Origin of the sequence: Algoriphagus sp. NF (genome assembly GCF_028823735.1) — a bacterium.
Lineage (GTDB): Bacteria > Bacteroidota > Bacteroidia > Cytophagales > Cyclobacteriaceae > Algoriphagus > Algoriphagus marincola.
Genome location: NZ_JAPEIB010000001.1, coordinates 61523 through 81046, shown reverse-complemented (window position 1 = coordinate 81046; position 19524 = coordinate 61523). Strand labels below are relative to the sequence as shown.

Sequence of the window (19524 nt, the reverse complement as noted above, 5' to 3'; positions counted from 1 at the left end):
CCATGCTTTCGATTAACAACCTTTCTTACTTCATCGGTGGACGACCGCTTTATGAAAATGCCAATCTTCACATCAAGCCCAAGGATAAAATTGGATTGGTAGGACAAAATGGCACTGGTAAGTCCACACTTCTCAAAATCATAGCAGGGGAGTACCTGCCCTCAAGTGGTGAAGTTCAAAAGGCAAAGGATTGTACCATTGGATTTTTGAATCAGGATCTGCTTTCCTATCAATCGGAAGAAAGTATTTTACAGGTTGCATTGGCAGCATTCAAGGAGACTTTGGCCTTGCAAGATGAGATCGATCAGGTGTTGAAGCAGATGGAAACGGATTACTCCGAGGATGTAATCAATCGTCTTGCAAGTCTGCAGGAGAGGTTTGAAGCTAATGAAGGATATACCATCAAGGCCAAAGCAGAAGAAGTCCTTGAAGGTATCGGATTCAAAACGGAAGATCTCACCAAGCCACTTCGCACCTTTTCCGGAGGATGGCGGATGCGAGTTATGTTGGCAAAATTGCTGCTTGAACGACCCGCACTTCTTCTTTTGGATGAACCAACCAACCACTTGGATCTACCTTCGATTCAGTGGGTAGAAAATTACCTCAAAACCTATGAAGGTGCTGTGGTGGTAGTATCTCACGATCAGACTTTCTTGGATAATTGCGTATCCACCATCGTGGAAGTATCGAGTCATACGCTGACGACCTATGCAGGCAATTACTCTTTTTACAAAGAGGAGAAAAAGGAGCGGATGGAGATTCAACAGAATGCTTACGAGAATCAGCAGCAAATGATCAAGCAAACCGAGCGGTTCATCGAGCGATTTCGTGCCAAAGCATCTAAATCCAATCAGGTTCAATCTCGGGTTAAGGCTTTAGAACGAATGGATCGCGTGCAGGAAGTGGTCAATGATGAGGCTTTTGTGAATTTTAATTTCAAATTTTCTCAGAAGTCCGGAAGGCATGTTGTCACCTTGGATCATATCGGGAAAAGCTATGGAGACCTCGTGATTTTGCAAAATACCACGGCCCGAATTGAACGAGGGGATAAAATTGCATTGATCGGAGCAAATGGAAAAGGGAAGTCCACACTTTTGCGAATCATCGATGGCTCCGAAAAAATATCCGGTGAGCGATCAGAAGGGCATAATGTCATTAAGGCGTTTTATGCGCAGCATCAGCTCGAGGCTCTCACCCTTGACAATGAAATCATTCAGGAAATGGTACAGGCCGGTTCCAACAAAACTGAAACTGAGCTCAGAAATGTCCTTGGCTGTTTCCTTTTCTCCAGCGAGGATGTTTTCAAGAAGATAAAAGTGCTCTCGGGAGGGGAAAAATCCAGAGTTGCCCTTGCAAAAACCTTGATTTCTGAAGCCAACTTTCTCCTGCTGGATGAACCGACCAACCACCTGGATTTCCAATCGGTCAATATTTTGATTCAAGCCTTGCAGCAGTATGAGGGGACCTTCATCACGGTATCTCACGACCGGCATTTTATCCGGGGTGTTGCCAATAAAATCTGGTATATCGAAGATCATCAAATCAAGGAATACCCAGGAACTTATGAGGAATATGAGTTTTGGAAAAGTCAGCAGGAGGAAGTAGAAAAGCAGGAGGAAAAAGCTGCTCCAAAGAAAGAAAAAGTCAAGGCACCCATTGCAAATTCCGAGCTGAATGAGGCAAAAAAGAGTTTGAGGAAATTAGAATATGAGCTCGAGCAAGTGGAAAAGGAATTGGAGCGATGGGAAGAAAAAAGCAAATCACTGGAGGAAAAATTAGCAGATCCTAAACTCTATGAAGATCTTGAATCAGCCGAAAAGGTGCAAAAGGAGTTTGAGGAGGTGAAATCTCGATTGGATAAGAGTAATTCGTCTTGGGAAAAACTGGTGGAGGATATTTCCAAATTGCAGGAGGTCATAAGCTGATTTTTCATTAAGAACTTATTTGTCTAATTTTTCAAAATGAAGCGACTACTGACAGTACTTTTTTTATCCATGTTCTTGATTCATTCAAGCCATGCGCAGCTTGATGATAAGGTTTTCAAGGATCATATTCAATCGGTTCGGATTTTTCCGCTAGGAGCTGCCTTCGATAGTCAGTTGGACGCGCCAAGTGTCAGTATTTCTGATTCAAGACCCTTGATCTTGTTGTTTGATGATATTGCCTATGACCCTGAACTCTACACGGCTAAACTGATCCATTGTGATGCGAATTGGCAGCAATCACAGCTCAAAGACAATGACTTTTTGACCTCATTCAATGAATTCAATGTGCAGGAATATGATTATTCAGTGAATACTCGTTTGCCATATATTCATTATCGCTTTACCATACCTAGGGTTACCAAGTCAGGAAACTACATTGTGAAAGTCTTCAAAGGTCGCGATGAATCAGACGTGATTTTGACCAAGCGATTTATGGTTTATGAGGAGCTTTTTACCGTAGGGGCCAGCATCGTACCACCTGCGCGAACCCAAGACCGGAGATCAGGTCAGCAAGTAGATGTGATCGTCAACTATTCGAAAGGGGAGATGATGGATCCCCTCAATCAAGTTAAGGTCGTCATTAGACAAAATCAGCGCTGGGGCCAAGCAAGACTATTGGGAGAGCCTACCTTCTTGAATGAAAGCTCTAAGGTAATTCGCTATCAGAACTTTGACGGGAGTAATACATTTTCAGCAGGAAATGAATTCCGGTTTATCGACCTACGGTTTATCAGAGCGACAGGGGTAAATGTAGCCACAATCGAAGTGCAACCTGATGTAATTTATGCAGATGCTTTGGTAGATAAGCCTCGTGAGTCGGAGGTGTATTCCCAATATCTGGATCTGAATGGACAGTATCTGGTCAATACGAATGACCGACCTGGTGGCGATCCAGAAGTGGAGAGTGAATATATTCTGACCACTTTTCGGTTTTTTGCTCCTGAAAACTCTCAACCCATCTACTTGGTCGGGTCATTTAACAACTGGGGTACGATTCCAGAAGCAAAGCTACAATGGAATTCGGAGCTGAAAGTTTTTGAAACAACGCTACTGCTTAAGCAAGGCTGGTACGATTACCAATATGCCTATTTGAGAGATCAGCAGTTTGACTCAGAGGAATTTGAAGGCAGCTTTTTTGAGACGGAAAACGAATACGAGGTTTTTGTGTACTTCAGAGCTTTGGGTTCCCGCTACGATCAATTGGTAGGATATGTCTATCTGCATCCCAACCGCAGAAGGCTTTAATTTCTGAATGGTTTTAAATGCTTTTTCCAGTATTGGTCGAGCATTTCTGCAAAAAGGGCAGGAGACTTTTCGTCAAAGCGGAAATACAGGCAGGGTTCTATCAACTCTAGTTCCATCAATGCAAAGCTATTCGAGGCTGTTCTGACCAAATCAACTCGAGCATAAAATGGAGTCTCCGGTAGGCCTTTCATTGCTTTATCGGAAGCTTCCAGCAGTTCGGCTTCAGGTTTTTCGATCGGAATGACTCCTCCTCCATGCTCTTCCTGAACTCGGAAATCTCCTTCGCCCACTGTTTTAAGAATCGTATGACTCAGTGAACCTTGGAAATACATCAAGGAGAATTCACCTTCCTTGACAATGGCATCCATAAATGGCTGTATCATTCCTTCTTTTTCAGCAAAAATGGTAAGTGCTTTTTGCCAAGATTCTGCTCGATCTCTGCGAATCCAGAAAGTATCATCGGCATTGGCTCCAATGAGGGGCTTGACGATGAGCTGATCGGAATTTAAGGTTCTAAAGGCTTGTTCAATCGCCTCTTTTTCCAACGTCGAGAAGCGGATAGTAGGTACTAATTCTACCCCTTTGTCTTGGAGTTCAAAAAGATATCCTTTGTGAATATTCCATTGCATCAGTTCAAGTGAGTTCAACAGAATGGCCTTTGAACTTTGTATTTGAGAGAGGGTGTTTTGAAACTCCTCCAGATGCTTCTGATAGTCCCAAGGGCTACGCACTACAACTAAGTCAAACTCGTCCCAGTCGGTAGCTTGATTCCAAGGAATATTTTTCACATCCCATCCAAGTGCCTCAAGGTAAGGATGAACCAAATCATCATCAATGAACCAACCTTCGGTATTGGCAATGGAAAGAAAAGCACATCTTGGCATGTAGATCTAGGTTAAATTTTAATGTTTCCCATTTTTTAAAAATGAGACTTTTCGGGCCTAAATAAGCTTTGAAGTATATTTTCAGCAAACTTCCTACTCCCAGCTTTCTTCGCGGTTAGCAAAGATAATTTAATCACTGCTATCAATCTGATTAATCAGCGCAGTTCAATTCCAATCGTCTTCCGCTTCTTCCGGGTCAAAAGTTTTCGAGGAATCAGCGATTAGGACATTCAGTTCTTCTAATTCCTTTTCGGTCAAATCCCGCCATTTTCCGATAGGAAGGTCCAGCGAAATATTCATAATCCGCACGCGCTTGAGTTTGGTAACGGAGTACCCCAAGTAGGTGCACATTCTACGAATCTGTCGGTTGAGTCCCTGAGTCAAAATGATTCTAAACTGATTTCTGCCCATCTTCTCGACATGGCACTTTCGGGTTACAGTGTCTAAAATCGGTACTCCTGATCCCATTCTTCGAATAAACTCAGGAGTGACCGGCCGATTGACCGTGACGATGTATTCCTTTTCGTGATTGTTTTTGGCTCGAAGGATTTTATTGACAATGTCTCCATCATTGGTTAGCAGGATTAGGCCTTCGCTAGGCTTATCGAGCCTTCCAATAGGAAAGATGCGACTGGGGTAATTGATGTAATCGATGATATTGTCTTTTTCAACCCGTGTATCTGTAGTGCATACAATCCCCACCGGCTTGTTGAAAGCTAAATAAACCGGTTTTTCTCCCTTATCATCTATTCGCTTTCCATCTACTCTAATGATGTCTCCTTTTTGAACTTTAGTGCCCATTTCGGGCTTTTCCCCGTTGATAGTGATGCGTCCAGCTTCTATCAACTTGTCGGCAGCACGCCTGGAACAGTAACCCAATTCGCTGAGGTATTTATTGATTCGAGTAGCTTCTGCATCCGACATACTAGTGATTGAAATTTTTTGGACTGGCAATATCGTAAGGAGCTTCGAATTGGAAAAAGGACGGGGCTTTTTTCCGGTTTATTTTCAAAAATAATAGGTGGAGAAAGCTGTTTTATTAGAATCGATAAGTTGTTAAAAACCCTTTCGCCATCAGTCAGTTATCTTCTCATGAATGACTACGCCACCATCGATGAATCGGAATTTCCGCTGATACGGATTCGCTTTACAGGCGAAAAAAGTACAGATGAGAATTTCCAACGTTACCTATCCCAAACTCGGGATTGCTACCGTCATAAAAAAAAGTTGGCCATCATTTTTGATGCGCGAGAGGCAGGGATTCCCGCCTTGTCCCATCAGCGAATGCAAGCTGATTGGCTTCGGGAAAATCGTGGTTTAATGCAGGATTATTGTCAAGGGACGGCTTATGTGATTCCGAATAAGGTCATTCGTGCGGTATTGCGAGTTATATTCTCCCTTCAAAAACAGCCTGTGCCTTACAAAATTTTTGAGAAAGAATCAGAAGCCGAAAAGTGGGTGAGGGGGTTGGGTTTGTTCTAATGGCTTTTGGTTTAATAATTACTACATTTTTTGAAACCTCTGTCCATTCCACTCAAAGGTTAATTTTTTTGTTTGAATCCAGGGATCAAATTGATCGCTTTGAGGGCTTATTTCATATTCCACTTGATTTGATTTTTCTGGATTCAGATTGTAACTCGTATTAATCGAGATCTTTTCTTCTTTCAGGCTATCTGGAAGATTCTCTTTCAAAAAAAACAGTGGTTTACAATAAGAATCTATAATCCTTCGGAGTAGTCAGGATTAATACAAGTGACACTTTTAATATCTCCTTCTTTCACAAACTTTCCTACTTTCAGATCTATTCTCCATACATTGTATATTTCAGTCAACTCTTTTTGCCGTTGGTCTTTGAAATCTATTAAAAAAAAAATGACTGCTTTTCGCACCACCTATAATACATTTAGTCCAACTAAAATAACTTTGTGGAAAGTTTGTGTCAATATTCATTTCATCAATCACCTCAAAAATGGCTTTGCCATTCTTTCTATAAAGAAGTTTTTTAAGAACTACCTTCCCTTTTCCATTCCTACATTCATTTTGTGATTTTGCAAATTGAGAAACAGCATAGCTTATGCTGCTATCTGGAGAATCTAATACTGAACCCTTACAATTAAACCAACCTATCTGTTCTATATCAAGTGTGTTTTTGCCAATTAAACTTTCAGAAAAAACTTCATTTTTACTGTTCAGGGGTATTGTTTTGGGCTCTCCTTTAATACTATAACTTTCTGGATCTTCATGTACCAAACTATCAGAAACTGTTTTAATCTCATTACTGCAAGAATAAAACAATGAAGCAATAATCAATGCAGTATTTAATTTTTTCATGTTTTTTCTGATTTCAATTAATTTTAGTTTGAATTTTTTAATTCTACGATAATCTCATTATTAACTCACCTTCCTCACTTTTTTTCCATCACCATCATCGTTCTATTTGGAATGTATAGGCTTACTTCCTGGTTATTATCCGTCTGATAGATCACTTGCTGATCCAGCCGTTCAAAGCCTCCAAACTCCTTTTGGTCCGAGTCTAAGATAATCTGATAGCTACCAGGCTCGGGAAATCGAACCTTCTGTCCAAAATAGGACTCGGTTGGGTGGAAGGAGAAAACAAACACCAAATCACCCCGCTTGTAGGCTAGAATCTTTTTATCAGGCTCTAGATAGAGTTGTGTGGCTGGACCTGATTTCAGTAATTGGTGGTCTTTGATCAGTTGGATGATAACCTGATCCCAAGCGTAGAGTTGGGCATAGCGAAGATGGGGAGTGTCGGCTAGGGACCATTGTCTTCTCGCGTATTGGTAGCTCCAGTTATTTCCTTCCCTTGGGAAGTCCACCCACTCCGGATGACCGAATTCATTTCCGATAAAATTCAAATAGCCTTCTCCGCCTAGCGAAAGCGTGATCATTCGGATCATTTTGTGTAAGGCGATTCCCCGGTCCACTACCAGGTTTTGCTCCAGTACGGACATGGATGTGTACATTTCCTTGTCCATCAGCCAGAAGGCGATACTTTTATCTCCTACTAGGGCCTGATCGTGGCTCTCTGCATAGGCTATGGATTTTTCTTTTTTGGGCCGGTTGGTGAGCTCATGCCATAACTCAAAAAGGTCCCATTGTTCGTCGGTTTTGTGTTTGAGCGTCTTGATCCAAAAGTCCGGAATCCCCATAGCCAGTCGAAAGTCAAAACCGATTCCTCCTTCTTCCACCTTCCGACATAGTCCGGGCATCCCGCTGACTTCCTCTGCGATGGAAATAGCCAAAGGCTTAAGTTGATGGATCAATGTATTGGCTAGCTGAAAGTAAAGAAGTGCATCCTGATCGACCCCTTCGTCAAAATATTTTTCTCCCGAATCAAAGCTCACATGTCCATGATGATGATAAAGCATGGAGGTCGCCCCATCAAAGCGGAACCCGTCAAAGTGAAACTCCTCCATCCAATAGCGGATATTGGAGAGGAGAAACTGCTGTACTTCCCACTTGCCATAATCAAAAAGCTTGGAATCCCAGCCTTCATGGTAGCCTCTGCTGCCGGGGTGAAAGTATTGATGGTCGCTTCCGTCAAACTCATTCAAGCCTTCATTCACATTTTTGACCGCATGGGAGTGCACGATGTCCATGATTACCGCGATGCCCATTTTGTGCGCGGTATTAATCAGGGATTTGAGTTCCTCCGGAGTGCCAAATCGAGACGAGGGCGCAAAGAAGTTGGACACATGATAGCCAAATGAACCATAATAGGGATGCTCCATCACTGCCATCATTTGAATGGCATTGTAGCCCGATGCTTTTATTCTGGGCAGGATATTTTCTTCGAATTCCCGATAAGTACCAACTCCCGCCTTTTCTTGAGCCATTCCTACGTGGCATTCATAGATCAGGGGCATGGAAGCAGCTTCATCGAGGTGGAAGTTTTCATCTGTCCAGCGGAATTCATCCTCCGGGAACCAAAGTTGGGCTGTGAAGTCATGCGTCTCGGTATCCTGCACGACTCGACGCGTATAGGCAGGAATTCGATCCAAGTCCCGGCCTTTGGCATCGATGACACGTACTTTGATTTTACTCTGATGCAGGAAAGTGTGCTTGTATTGCTCAAAAGGTAGGAAAATCTCCCAATCGCCACGGTGATTGCGCTTCATGGAGTGAGACTCTCGATCCCACCAGTTGAAGTCACCCATCAGAAACAATTGTCTGGCAGCGGGAGCCCATTCCCGATATACCCAACCTCGGCGTATGGGTTCCCAGTGGACGCCATAGTATTGGTGTAAATTGGCAAACTCGAGAATGCTACCCATGGCTTGCTCGATTTCATGAATTGCCTTGTAAAAGCGGTCAGTTCGCTCCTGAATCTTATCTGCAAAAGGCTCAAGCCAGGATTCGTCTTGGATTAATGCTAAGGTGTTTTTGCTCACAAAAAGTAGGGTTTTATTGATCTCAAATTAGGGAAAATAATATGATTATTTGCTATCATGCCAGTAGTTCAAACGGCCTCGAATAGATTCGACTAGCTCATTATCTGTCGCTCGGAAATCGAATTCTCCTCCCTTATCCAATTTATAGGTTAACAATCATAGAGCGAAGTCGAATGAGCTTAATATAATTTGGTTACTGGTTTGAAAGCAAACATTCATAAAAATTAATGAGGATCGGAAATAATAAGCAAAAATTTTCAGTATTTGATGGGGGTTAAAATGTATTTATCAATTCCTTGAAATATTTGGGCCTCGACTTCGCTCGGCCATCGAATCGAAGAGGTTTTATAACAGAGAGGGGGAAGAGAGCGGCGCAGCCGCTCTCTTCCCCCTCTCTGTTTAAATAGAACAATGCATCGTTCACCGAGCGAAGCCGAGGTGAGAAGAACCTAGGTTTTTCCCTTACTCAAGTTTTTCAAAGCCTCGAAATCTCGATTAATCAGGGCTTTTTTTTTAGCTCTTGACCAATTTTGAACTTGCTTTTCTCTCTTAAATGCTTCATCAATCCTTTCAAAAGTTTCATAATAAACTAATTCAACAGGCAGGTGTTTTCGTGTGAAATTCGCTCCTTCACCTAAATGATGTTGTTCAAGTCTCTTTTCTAGATTTTTAGTGCTTCCCACATAATAGAGCCCATTTCCACATTTAAGGATATACATAAAAGCCTCCATAACTTTAAAAATACAAAAAGCAGTTCAGTTTTGAAGATTATAAATGGCTGAAAAAGGTTAATTAATGCTTCTCATACACCATCTCTGGCTCCAACACTTCCACGTTGCCGGCCTCATTAATGTAGTCAAGCGTTACCTGTTTGGTTTCATTGATGAGCATGGGATCGTACTTTGCTGCTACACGAATGTAATTCTCGGTGAAGCCATGCATTTTTCCTCCGTCTATATCCTCTTCGAAAAGCACTGTAAAGGTTTTTCCTAGATTTTCTTCGTAGAACTTCCTTCTTTTCTTTTCTGATAAGATTCGGAGCATTTTTGACCGCTCATTTCGCTTTTTCATCGGAACCACGCCATCCATTTCAATTGCACGGGTATTAGCACGCTCGGAGTAAGTGAAAACATGGAGGTAGGAGATATCCAAATCGTTCAGGAAATTGTAGGTTTCAAGGAAAAGCTCATCAGTCTCGCCTGGAAATCCGACGATCACATCGACTCCAATACATGCATGAGGCATTAGTGTTTTGATTTTGCTGACACGGTCTTCATAAAGTTCCCGCAAATAACGTCTTCCCATTTTCCGAAGAATGGTATTGGACCCGGATTGCAGTGGAATATGGAAATGAGGCACAAAGCGCTCGGATCTGGAAACAAATTCAATGATCTCATTCGTCAGCAGGTTGGGCTCAATGGACGAGATTCGAAAACGGTCAATTCCATCGACTTGATCCAAGGCAAAAACCAAATCTGCAAAGCGTTCCTGTCGCTTGCCTTCCACGATTCCAAAATCCCCGATATTAACCCCAGTTAAAACCACTTCCTTTACATCTGTCGATGCAATCTCTAGCGCAGACTCCAATACAGAAGCGATGGTATTGCTTCGGCTTTTGCCCCGTGCGAGGGGAATGGTGCAAAATGCGCAACCATAATTGCAGCCATCTTGAACTTTCAAGAAAGTCCGGGTGCGATCATTGATAGAGTAGGCATTGTTGAATGAATTAGCCTCAGAGATTTCGCTGGCAAGTACTTTTGCTTCCTGCTCCTTAGCAAAGTCACCGAGCAATTCGTGAAGTCGGAATTTTTCAGCAGCTCCCAAGACAGCATCCACACCTTTAATCTCTGAGATTTCACGTGGCTTTAATTGTGCATAGCATCCGATGATAGCCACATAAGAATCAGGGGAAATCTTTTTGGCTTCCTTGACAATCTTTTTGCACTTCTTGTCCGCATTCTCGGTAACAGAGCAAGTGTTGATGATGAAAATATCCGGATTCTCCTGGAAATCCACCTTTTGAAAGCCTCGATCTTCAAACTGACGGCTAATAGTGGAAGTCTCTGAGAAATTCAGCTTACATCCTAATGTATAAAAGGCTACCTTTTTCACAATTTTCCCCTTGATAATGAAGCTGCAAAGGTAAGTAATCTTACCTTCTTTTCAATTTTGGTAAAAAAGTCTCCAAAATTCATGGTTTTTCAGGATTTGGGTGTTTAAAAAGCTTATTTCCTTGAAAAAAGTATAAATTTTTCAAAAATCTAGATGAAAAATAGGCCGAAAGCTTTTTCAAGTCAGTATTTTCCTATTTTTGTTGGTGTAAATTTAAACCACATACTTGTAGATATGGCAACATTAAGACAACAAGCATTGGCAATGGTTCAGTCCAGGCCAAGAGTGAAAGTTGAAGCTCCAGCTTTAAAAATCTCTGACTTTTTTGGTACAAACGTTTTTGGTTTGAACCAAATGAAGCAATCCCTAGCACCTTCTGTATATAAGAAAGTGATGGAGGCGGTTGATAAAGGTTCCAAAATTGATTCCGCAACAGCCGAGGAGGTTGCATCCGCAGTCAAAACTTGGGCTCTTTCTAAAGGAGTCACACACTACACTCACTGGTTCCAGCCATTGACCGGGTCTACCGCTGAAAAGCATGATTCGTTCTTTGATGCCCATGCAGGTCTTGAAAAATTTAAAGGTTCCGCACTTGTTCAGCAAGAGCCAGATGCCTCTTCATTCCCAAATGGTGGTATTAGATCTACTTTCGAAGCACGTGGGTATACCGCTTGGGATCCCTCTTCTCCGATTTTCATCTTTGAGAAGACGCTTTGTATTCCAACCATCTTCGTGTCTTACACAGGAGAAGCGCTAGATTACAAGACTCCTCTTCTTAAGTCACTCGAGGCAGTGAATGATGCAGCCGTTGCTATTTGCCAGTTATTTGATAGAAATGTACGAAAAGTGTCTCCGTCTTTGGGTGTAGAACAGGAGTACTTTGTGATCGATAAGGCTCTTTTCTCAGCTAGACCTGATTTGGTGATGGCAGGCCGCTCTGTATTTGGTCATAATCCGGCCAGAGGTCAGCAATTGGAAGATCATTATTTCGGTTCGATTCCTACCCGCGTGAAGGACTTCATGGTGGATTTTGAAATCGAAGCGCACAAATTGGGCATCCCGGTTTCTACCAGACACAATGAGGTAGCTCCAGGTCAATTTGAAGTAGCTCCAGTTTTCGAAGAAATCAACAAGGCCGTAGATCACAATCAATTGTTGATGGATCTAATGGATAAAGTAGCTGAGAAGCATGGCTTGAAAGTACTTTTCCATGAGAAACCTTTCGCAGGAGTAAATGGATCTGGTAAGCACAACAACTGGTCTCTAATCACAGATACCGGTGTGAATCTTTTCCAGCCTAGCAACTCAGCAAGAGAGAATCTCCAGTTTTTGACTTTCTTGGTGGCTACAGTGAAAGCAGTTTACGATCACTCGGATTTGCTAAGAGCTAGTATTGCATCGGCAGGTAACGATTTCCGTTTAGGTGCCAATGAGGCTCCTCCGGCAATTATTTCTGTATTCTTGGGTGAGACTCTGACATCTGTATTGGATGAGCTTGAGAAAAACGGAAATATCAAGATCGAGAAGGGTGACAATATGTACATGAAGTTGGGTATCTCCAAGATTCCTGAGATCATCCTTGACAATACCGATAGAAACAGAACTTCTCCATTTGCATTTACAGGAAATAAGTTTGAGTTCCGTGCAGTAGGTTCAAGCGCCAACTCAGCCGGTCCAATGGCGACCTTGAATGTGATTGTGGCTGAAGTACTTCGTCAGATGATGAAAGACATTGAGAAGGAGATTGGATCCGGAAAGGAAAAGAAGATTGCAATCGTCAATGTGCTTCGAAAATATATCAAGGATTCTAAGAAAATTCGATTCGAAGGTGATGGATATTCCGAAGAGTGGGAGAAAGAAGCTGCAAAGCGCGGACTTTCTAACTTGAAAAATACAGCTGAAGCATTGGATGTTTACATGAAAAAAGAGACAAAAGAGCTCTATTCAAGACACAATGTGATGAATGAGTTGGAAATTCATGCACGCCATGAGATTATGCTTGAAGACTTCATCAAGAAGGTGCAGATCGAAAGTCGTGTAATGGGTGATTTGGCATTGAATCACGTGATTCCTACTGCAATTTTGTATCAAAATAAGCTCATCGAAAATGCGAATGGAATGAAGGGTCTTGGACTTGACAACTCCGCTGCTATCGAGACTATCAAAGATGTGTCCCGTCATATCGAAGCCGTGAAGTCAAATGTAAATGCCATGATCGATGCCCGTCGAAAACTCAACAAGGAAGAGGATATCGTGAAGCGTGCAAAAGGATATCAGAAAGAGGTGAAAGAGGCATTCTTTGATAAAATACGCTATGCGGTCGATAAACTTGAACTTCTTGTGGATGATGAAAGCTGGCCATTGGTGAAATACCGTGAGATGCTATTCATTAGATAATTGATCGAATCAAAATAAATTAAAAGGTCATTTCTTCGGAAATGGCCTTTTTTATTTCAGAATAAACTTAAACCTTTCATTCTAATGTTCGCTGTTCACAAAAAAATATTCGGATAATCCTTAAAATACTTAAACAAAATTTTATTTCACTCTATTTTTTCTTGGATAATTTTTAATGAATCCAAGGTGTGAGTTTCAAAATGTTGATTAAGATGTTTTTATTCGAATAAAAAATTGATCGTAAAAGATTAACTTTTAAAAAAAAATTAAAAAAGTTTTGCTATTTTTCATAATAAAATAATAATATTGTTTTTCTAAATATTTCGAATTACCTAGATTTACTTAAGTCTTAATAAGATCTGTGTTCTTTATTCAGTAGAAAAGTCGGTTTTTATGACTTTTGATCAAATAAGATTTTAACAAAACTGTTTCGCTTATGAAGCATTCCTCACAATTAACCCAGTTTAAAACCAAGTCCGGACAGCCGGCAAATCAATTTCAATTATTTCTAACTTCTTATTACCAGCTATGAGAAAAATTTTATCAATCTCGTATGGGTTGGCTTTTATGCTCTTATTTAGCATACAAGCTTATTCCCAGACACGCATCCTGACAGGTACTGTTGTGGGTGAAGCGGATGGTTTACCTATCCCTGGTGTGACGGTCCTAGACAAGACCAACCAGACCGGTACGACCACAGATGTGGACGGAAAGTATTCGATCAGTGTAAGTGATAATTCTGTTTTGGTATTTTCCTTTATTGGATATGCTTCACAGGAATTCACCGTAGGAAACCAGTCAATTATCAATGTAACCCTTGCTGAGGATATCTCTGAGCTGGGCGAATTCGTCGTTACATCCTTTGGTATGGAGCGAAATCAAAAGGCGCTCGGTTATTCCGTTACTCAGTTGGGAGGGGATAAGTTTACAGAGTCTCGTACCGTGAACGTGGGTAATGCCCTTACCGGTAAAGTGGCTGGTGTAAATGTAACACCTCCGGCGACTGGTGCAGCAGGATCTACTCGCGTCGTGATTCGAGGTGGTTCTTCTTTGACAGGAAATGATCAGCCCTTGTATGTGGTCAATGGTGTTCCGATTGAGTCCGGAAACCTTGGTTCCGCAGGTATATGGGGTGGAAATGACGGTGGTGATGGTCTTGCAGCTATCAACCCAGATGATATTGAGAGTTTAACGGTACTAAAAGGTAATACCGCTGCTGCGCTTTATGGAGCACGTGCAGCAAATGGTGTTATTTTGATCACTACCAAATCAGGTAGCGCTCGAAAAGGGATTGGTATCTCTTTCAACTCCAACTTTACTATGGAGTCTGTGGTTGATGAAACCAATTTTCAGCGGATCTACGGTCCAGGTGAAAATGGAAGAAAGCCTCTAACTCAAGATGAGGCAATCAACAATGCCATTAATGGATGGGGTGCTCCTTATGACGGATCTCAGACTGTTCAGTTTGATGGAGTTCAGCGGCCATACTCATTTTTGGGAGAAGATTTCAATGATTTCTATAGAAATGGAATGACTTGGAACAATTCCATCGCCTTGTCCGGTGGAAATGAGAATACAACCTACCGTTTTGCCTTTTCTAATTTGACCAACAATGATGTAGTGCCAAATGCAGGTTTCGACAGAAATGTGGCTAACATCAATGTAAACAGTAAGCAAGGTAAATTTACCTTGGCAGTGACCGGTCAGTATTCCAAGCAAACTGCTACTAATCGTCCAAGACTTTCTGACTCTCCAGGAAATGCCAACTTCTCCATGGTGGTGAAGCCAGGTAATATTCCTTTATCAGTTATCAGAGGTGATCAAAATAAGCCTGGTGCATTGCCAGACGGAAACGAGCTTCGTTATCAGTCAAATGTTTTCCAGACTAACCCTTACTGGGCAGTTTACCAGTGGGGAAGAGAAGATGTGACCGATCGTATCATGGGTAACATGTCCCTTCGATATGACTTCACTGATTGGTTGTATGCACAGGGTCGATTCGGAACAGACTTCCAAATCCGTGACGAGTATGCTTTCGAAGCTTATGGTACAGCCTTTAAGCCACGTGGAAGTTACAATACTACTATGAGAACCATCCAAGAAACCAATGCTGATTTCTTGATCGGTTTTGATAAAACATTCGGTGATTTCAGTGTGGATGGATTCCTTGGTTCTAACATCATGCGTAGAACTATCGAAAGTCAGCGAGGTGGTGGTAATGACCTAGTTGTACCATTCTTTCACTCAGTGACCAATGTAGCTGCACCAACCTTCGGATATGGATTCTCTGAATTGGGGATCAATTCCTACTTCGCCGCTGCAAACGTAGGCTACAAGAATGTGATTTTCTTGAACTTGACTGGTCGTCAAGATCAATTCTCTACACTTTCTCCAGCAAACAGTAAGTTGTTCTATCCTTCTGTAGGTTTGTCTGCTGTCATTTCAGATATGATTGTTCTTCCTGAGTTTGTCACCTTTGCTAAGATTCGTGGTAACTGGGGACAAGTAGGTGGAGGTGCTCCAAATCCTTATGCACTTAACTTGCAATATGGATTGGTAGGCGCGGGACACCTTGGTGCGAACCTTGGACAGATCAACAATGGTTCTATTCCAAACTCTGGTCTATCACCTTATACTTCTACAGAATATGAAATTGGTGCAGATTTAAGATTCTTCGAAAATCGGTTGGGTATTGATGTCGCTTACTACAGAAGAAGAACTACTGATGATATCTTGAATCAGGGTATTTCTGCTACTTCTGGATTTGGCTCTACAACCGTTAACATCGGTGAACTGGAAAACAGAGGTATTGAGCTTTTGATCAATGCAACACCAATTATCGCAGGCGATTTTCAGTGGAATGTTTCCTTCAACTTTGCAAACAACGTTTCCGAAGTACTTAGCTTGGGAACCAACGCCGCTGGCGACCCTGTAGAATTCATCAACTTGGATGAAGCAAGAACAAGAAGAGAGCGAATCCGACATATTGTAGGCCAGCCATTGGGTATGATTACCGGATTCAAGCATTTAGAAATTGACGGTCAGAAAGTATATGATGCCAATGGATTCCCGGTAACTACTCCTGGATTTGAGACTATCGCAGAAGGGCGTCATCCTATCTCAGGTGGTATCACCAATACATTCACTTGGAAAGGTTTCCGTTTGATGACTTTGATTGACTTCAGAAGAGGTGGTTCAGTGATGTCAGGTACCAATTACTTTGCATATCAGTTTGGATTGCATCAGAATACACTGCAGGGAAGAGATGGCAATTTGACTGTGTCCGGTGTGACTCCTGAAGGAACCCCTGGAACATGGACTATTCCTGCTGATCCAAGTAACCCTAATAATTACTTGATCGATCAGTATTGGCAGCGATATGCTCAGGTGACTGAAAATGTGGTTTATGACGCTTCATTCGGTAAGCTTCGTGAGCTTTCATTCGGTTATACTTTCCCACGTACGTTTGTAGAAAAGACTCCATTCCAGTCACTTTCACTTTCATTCGTAGGAAGAAACTTGGCGATCCTTTGGTCTAAAGTGCCAAATATTGATCCTGAAGCAGCTTACACCGTTTCCGGAAATTCTCAGGGTCTGGAATACTTCGCTGTACCAGCTAATAGAAGCTTCGGTTTTAATCTTTCTGCAAACTTCTAAGTCGGCTCAACCCTAAACTATTTAAACAATGAGAATATCAAATAAAATAACAGGTCTGATGTTGGCTTCCATGCTATTTGCTACTTCTTGTAGCGAGCAGGATCTTTTGGACTTGAATATAAATCAGAACGCAGTCGAAGATATCGATATGCAGTACCTGTTTTCCTTGGGTACACTTCGTATAGGAGGGGAGTATGAAAATACTCGTGCAAATATGCTCTATGCTGCCACGATGATCCAGCATACTGCATCTACTGCTGGATACTTCAGTGGTGATAAGTATTTCTACAATGCACAATATTCTGGTGCTTACATGGAGCGTCATTTTACGGATGTGATTCGGCTTTTCTCTGAGGTAATCAGAAAGACAGCTGATGATCCAAATGAGGCAAATGTCAATGCTGCAGCGACTATCCTTCGGGTATTTGACCTGCACAGAATGACCGATATGTATGGAGATATTCCTTACACTCAGGCTGGATATGGCCTGGAGGCAGAGGAAAATTGGTTCCCTACTTATGAGCCTCAGCAAGAGGTGTATAACAAAATGATCGATGATCTAAGAGCAGCTCGAGACCGTTTCTCCGCTTCAGCGAGACCTTTAGGAGCTCAGGATTTCATCTATTTTGGAGACACCGATAAGTGGAAGAAGTTTGCTAACTCTCTTCTTATGAGAATGGCAATGAGAATCAGCAATGTAGACCCTGCTAAAGCTCAGGAAGTATTTACTGAGGCTAATAGCAGCGGCGCTTTTACCAGCAATGATGATATCGCCTATATCCACTACGCTCCGGGACCTCAAGGAGTCAACCGAAATGGTCTGAACGATGGATATTGGAATACTTACAAGTACTCTAGAGACTGTAAGATCTCTGACACCTTCATGAGCTGGATGGATGCCAATAATGATCCTCGTAAAATGATCATCACGGGAGGTATTGGAAATCCAGAGGATGCGTCTACTTGGATTACCGAGCCTGAAGCACAAATCGGTTTGCCGAATGGATACAATTCCACCAATTTAGTAGAGGCAGTTCCTCCAGGTACCTTGGATGGATTCAGTGTAGTGCAGCAAAATTTCTCTATGCTTAATCTGAAGTATCTTGATTGGGAAGATCCTTACTACTTGATCTCCTATGCAGAAGTTGAGCTGATGAGAGCTGAAGCTGCTTTGAAAGGTTGGATCGGCGGAAGTGCTGAATCTCACTTCAATGCAGGTGTGGCAGCAGCCATCAATGCTTGGACTTTATTTGATCCTTCTTTCGCAGTTCCTGCAGAAGATATCGATGCCTACATAGCTGGAAGAGGTTTTGGTGCGGCTTCTGATGAAGATAAAATGCGCCTGATCGGAGAGGAGTACTGGGCCGCTACCTACCTAAATGATATCGAATCTTGGTCCAACTGGAGACGTACAGGATATCCTGAATTGACTCCAACACAGGATCCAAATGCCTGGGAAGGCAACTTCATTCCAAGAAGATTGATCTACTGGGAGACCGAAATCGGTGCTAACCCTGATAATTACCAGGCTGCTGTATCAAGAATGGGCGGAGATCTATTCGCGACCCGTATCTGGTGGGATGGCGGAAATTAATTTTCTGTTAATTTGATTTGATTGCAGAGGTTTTGATTCATTTCAAAACCTCTGTCTTTTTTAACTTGCCTCAAAAAAACTCACACATGCGAATTCTTACTTTAGGCCTAGTCCTTTTTGTTATTTCCTGCAGCAATCCGAAACCTGAATCGGATGCAAATCTGACGGATAAAAATTACCACATCGTTGGCTATGTAGCTGGTTGGAAAACCGTAAAAGCCAATCGAATTCCTGCTGAAAAGCTTACCCATATCAACTATGCTTTCGCAGATGTAAGAGAGGGATTGGTACAAAATATGGAAGGAAAAAGCGAGAGAGACAGTTTGAATTTTTTGGAGCTTCATAAGTTGAAAACCATAAACCCTGACTTAAAAATCTTAGTGTCTATCGGAGGATGGACCCATTCCAAAGGCTTTTCCGAAGCTGTATCCACTCCGGAAGGAATCAAGAAGTTGACAAAGTCTGGAATAGATTTTTTGATTAAGTACGACTTGGATGGTCTGGACTATGACTGGGAATACCCTGGTCTTCCCGGTGATAATAACCCCTACAAGCCCGAGGATAAGGAAAACTTCGTGTCTATGCTGAAGAGCTTCCGGGAGGCATTGGATTCTCTTGGCTCTGTAACAGGCAAAAAGTACCTAAGCACCATTGCTTCTGGTGGATTCCGTCGTTATCTGGAAGTAAATGACCTAGCGGCGGCACAAGAGTACCTGGACGTCATTAATATTATGGCGTACGACTTCTACACCGCCGGTGATAAAGTCACAGGGCATCATTCAAATCTTTATCCTCATGGAGCAAAAGGGCGCTCCGCCCAAACTACCGTTGAGGAGCACATAGAATTTGGGGTCCCGTCCGAAAAATTGGTTCTTGGTGTTCCTTTTTATGGGAGAATGTGGAAAAATGTTCCTCCAGATGAAAATGGGCTTTTTCAGTCCGGAGATTTTGAAATGGGCTTGCCATATCATCAAATTTTTGCTCTTTCTAAGACCTCACATTATGTAAGATTCTGGGATGAAAAAGCAAGCGTTCCGTATTTATATTCTGCAAAAGATTCAGCCTGGATTACCTATGAAGACACGGAGTCTTTAGCGGAAAAAATGAAATTTATCAAAGAAAATAAGCTGGCAGGTGCGATGTTCTGGGAGATGAGCGAAGATAATACACGCAGCTTGCTCAATGCTGTATATGATGGATTAAACCCAAAGCCTAATACACCCAAAAATTAACCT

The 19524-nt window shown here is 42.1% G+C and carries 13 protein-coding genes; 7 read left to right on the top strand and 6 right to left on the bottom strand.

Annotated features, from left to right (window positions below; translation table 11 throughout):
- The first annotated feature begins 2 nt into the window (after positions 1-2).
- Both OU792_RS00320 and OU792_RS00315 read left to right on the top strand, forming a co-directional pair.
- A complete protein-coding gene (locus OU792_RS00320) occupies positions 3-1925 on the top strand; it encodes an ABC-F family ATP-binding cassette domain-containing protein (protein ID WP_134200929.1) in 1923 nt (640 codons plus the stop codon).
- Between the two features lie 36 nt (positions 1926-1961).
- Positions 1962-3230 carry a type IX secretion system plug protein gene (locus OU792_RS00315; RefSeq protein ID WP_274669171.1) on the top strand — a complete coding sequence of 423 codons (1269 nt, stop codon included), beginning with the start codon at positions 1962-1964 and terminating at the stop codon, positions 3228-3230.
- Here OU792_RS00315 and OU792_RS00310 read toward each other — a convergent pair.
- Both OU792_RS00310 and rluF read right to left on the bottom strand, forming a co-directional pair.
- The gene (locus OU792_RS00310; protein WP_274669170.1) at positions 3227-4114 is read right to left on the bottom strand and encodes an ATP-grasp domain-containing protein; all 888 of its coding nucleotides are present in this window, start codon (positions 4112-4114) and stop codon (positions 3227-3229) included. The two genes, OU792_RS00315 and OU792_RS00310, sit on opposite strands and share 4 nt — an antisense overlap.
- A 165-nt stretch (positions 4115-4279) precedes the next feature.
- Positions 4280-5038 carry a 23S rRNA pseudouridine(2604) synthase RluF gene (gene rluF / locus OU792_RS00305; RefSeq protein WP_274669169.1) on the bottom strand — a complete coding sequence of 253 codons (759 nt, stop codon included), beginning with the start codon at positions 5036-5038 and terminating at the stop codon, positions 4280-4282.
- Positions 5039-5206: 168 nt separating this feature from the next.
- On the opposite strand from rluF, the gene OU792_RS00300 reads away from it, so the two are divergent.
- Positions 5207-5596 (top strand): STAS/SEC14 domain-containing protein, encoded by a 390-nt coding sequence (locus OU792_RS00300; RefSeq protein ID WP_134200934.1) that lies wholly within the window; start codon positions 5207-5209, stop codon positions 5594-5596.
- 342 nt (positions 5597-5938) lie between these two features.
- On the opposite strand, the gene OU792_RS00295 is transcribed toward OU792_RS00300, so the two are convergent.
- The 4 genes from OU792_RS00295 to mtaB form a co-directional block, all read right to left on the bottom strand.
- Positions 5939-6445: a hypothetical protein gene (locus OU792_RS00295; RefSeq protein ID WP_134200936.1), complete on the bottom strand. Its 507-nt coding sequence runs from the start codon at positions 6443-6445 to the stop codon at positions 5939-5941.
- 74 nt (positions 6446-6519) lie between these two features.
- On the bottom strand, positions 6520-8529 hold the full coding sequence (locus OU792_RS00290) for an alpha-amylase family glycosyl hydrolase (RefSeq protein WP_274669168.1): 2010 nt from the start codon (positions 8527-8529) through the stop codon (positions 6520-6522).
- Positions 8530-8978: 449 nt separating this feature from the next.
- Positions 8979-9260 (bottom strand): GIY-YIG nuclease family protein, encoded by a 282-nt coding sequence (locus tag OU792_RS00285; protein ID WP_026945051.1) that lies wholly within the window; start codon positions 9258-9260, stop codon positions 8979-8981.
- Positions 9261-9321: 61 nt separating this feature from the next.
- Entirely contained in the window at positions 9322-10641 is a 1320-nt protein-coding gene (gene mtaB, locus OU792_RS00280) for a tRNA (N(6)-L-threonylcarbamoyladenosine(37)-C(2))-methylthiotransferase MtaB (RefSeq protein WP_274669167.1), read from the bottom strand.
- A 234-nt stretch (positions 10642-10875) separates the two neighbouring features.
- Between mtaB and OU792_RS00275 the strand changes: the two genes are divergently transcribed.
- The 4 genes from OU792_RS00275 (at position 10876) to OU792_RS00260 (ending at position 19521) form a co-directional block, all read left to right on the top strand.
- Positions 10876-13038, top strand: coding sequence for a glutamine synthetase III family protein (locus OU792_RS00275; protein WP_026945053.1), 2163 nt, complete (start codon positions 10876-10878; stop codon positions 13036-13038).
- A 528-nt stretch (positions 13039-13566) separates the two neighbouring features.
- A complete protein-coding gene (locus OU792_RS00270) occupies positions 13567-16695 on the top strand; it encodes a SusC/RagA family TonB-linked outer membrane protein (protein ID WP_274669166.1) in 3129 nt (1042 codons plus the stop codon).
- A gap of 28 nt (positions 16696-16723) precedes the next feature.
- Positions 16724-18289 (top strand): SusD/RagB family nutrient-binding outer membrane lipoprotein, encoded by a 1566-nt coding sequence (locus OU792_RS00265; RefSeq protein ID WP_274669165.1) that lies wholly within the window; start codon positions 16724-16726, stop codon positions 18287-18289.
- A gap of 86 nt (positions 18290-18375) precedes the next feature.
- On the top strand, positions 18376-19521 hold the full coding sequence (locus OU792_RS00260; protein WP_274669164.1) for a glycoside hydrolase family 18 protein: 1146 nt from the start codon (positions 18376-18378) through the stop codon (positions 19519-19521).
- Positions 19522-19524 lie beyond the last annotated feature (3 nt).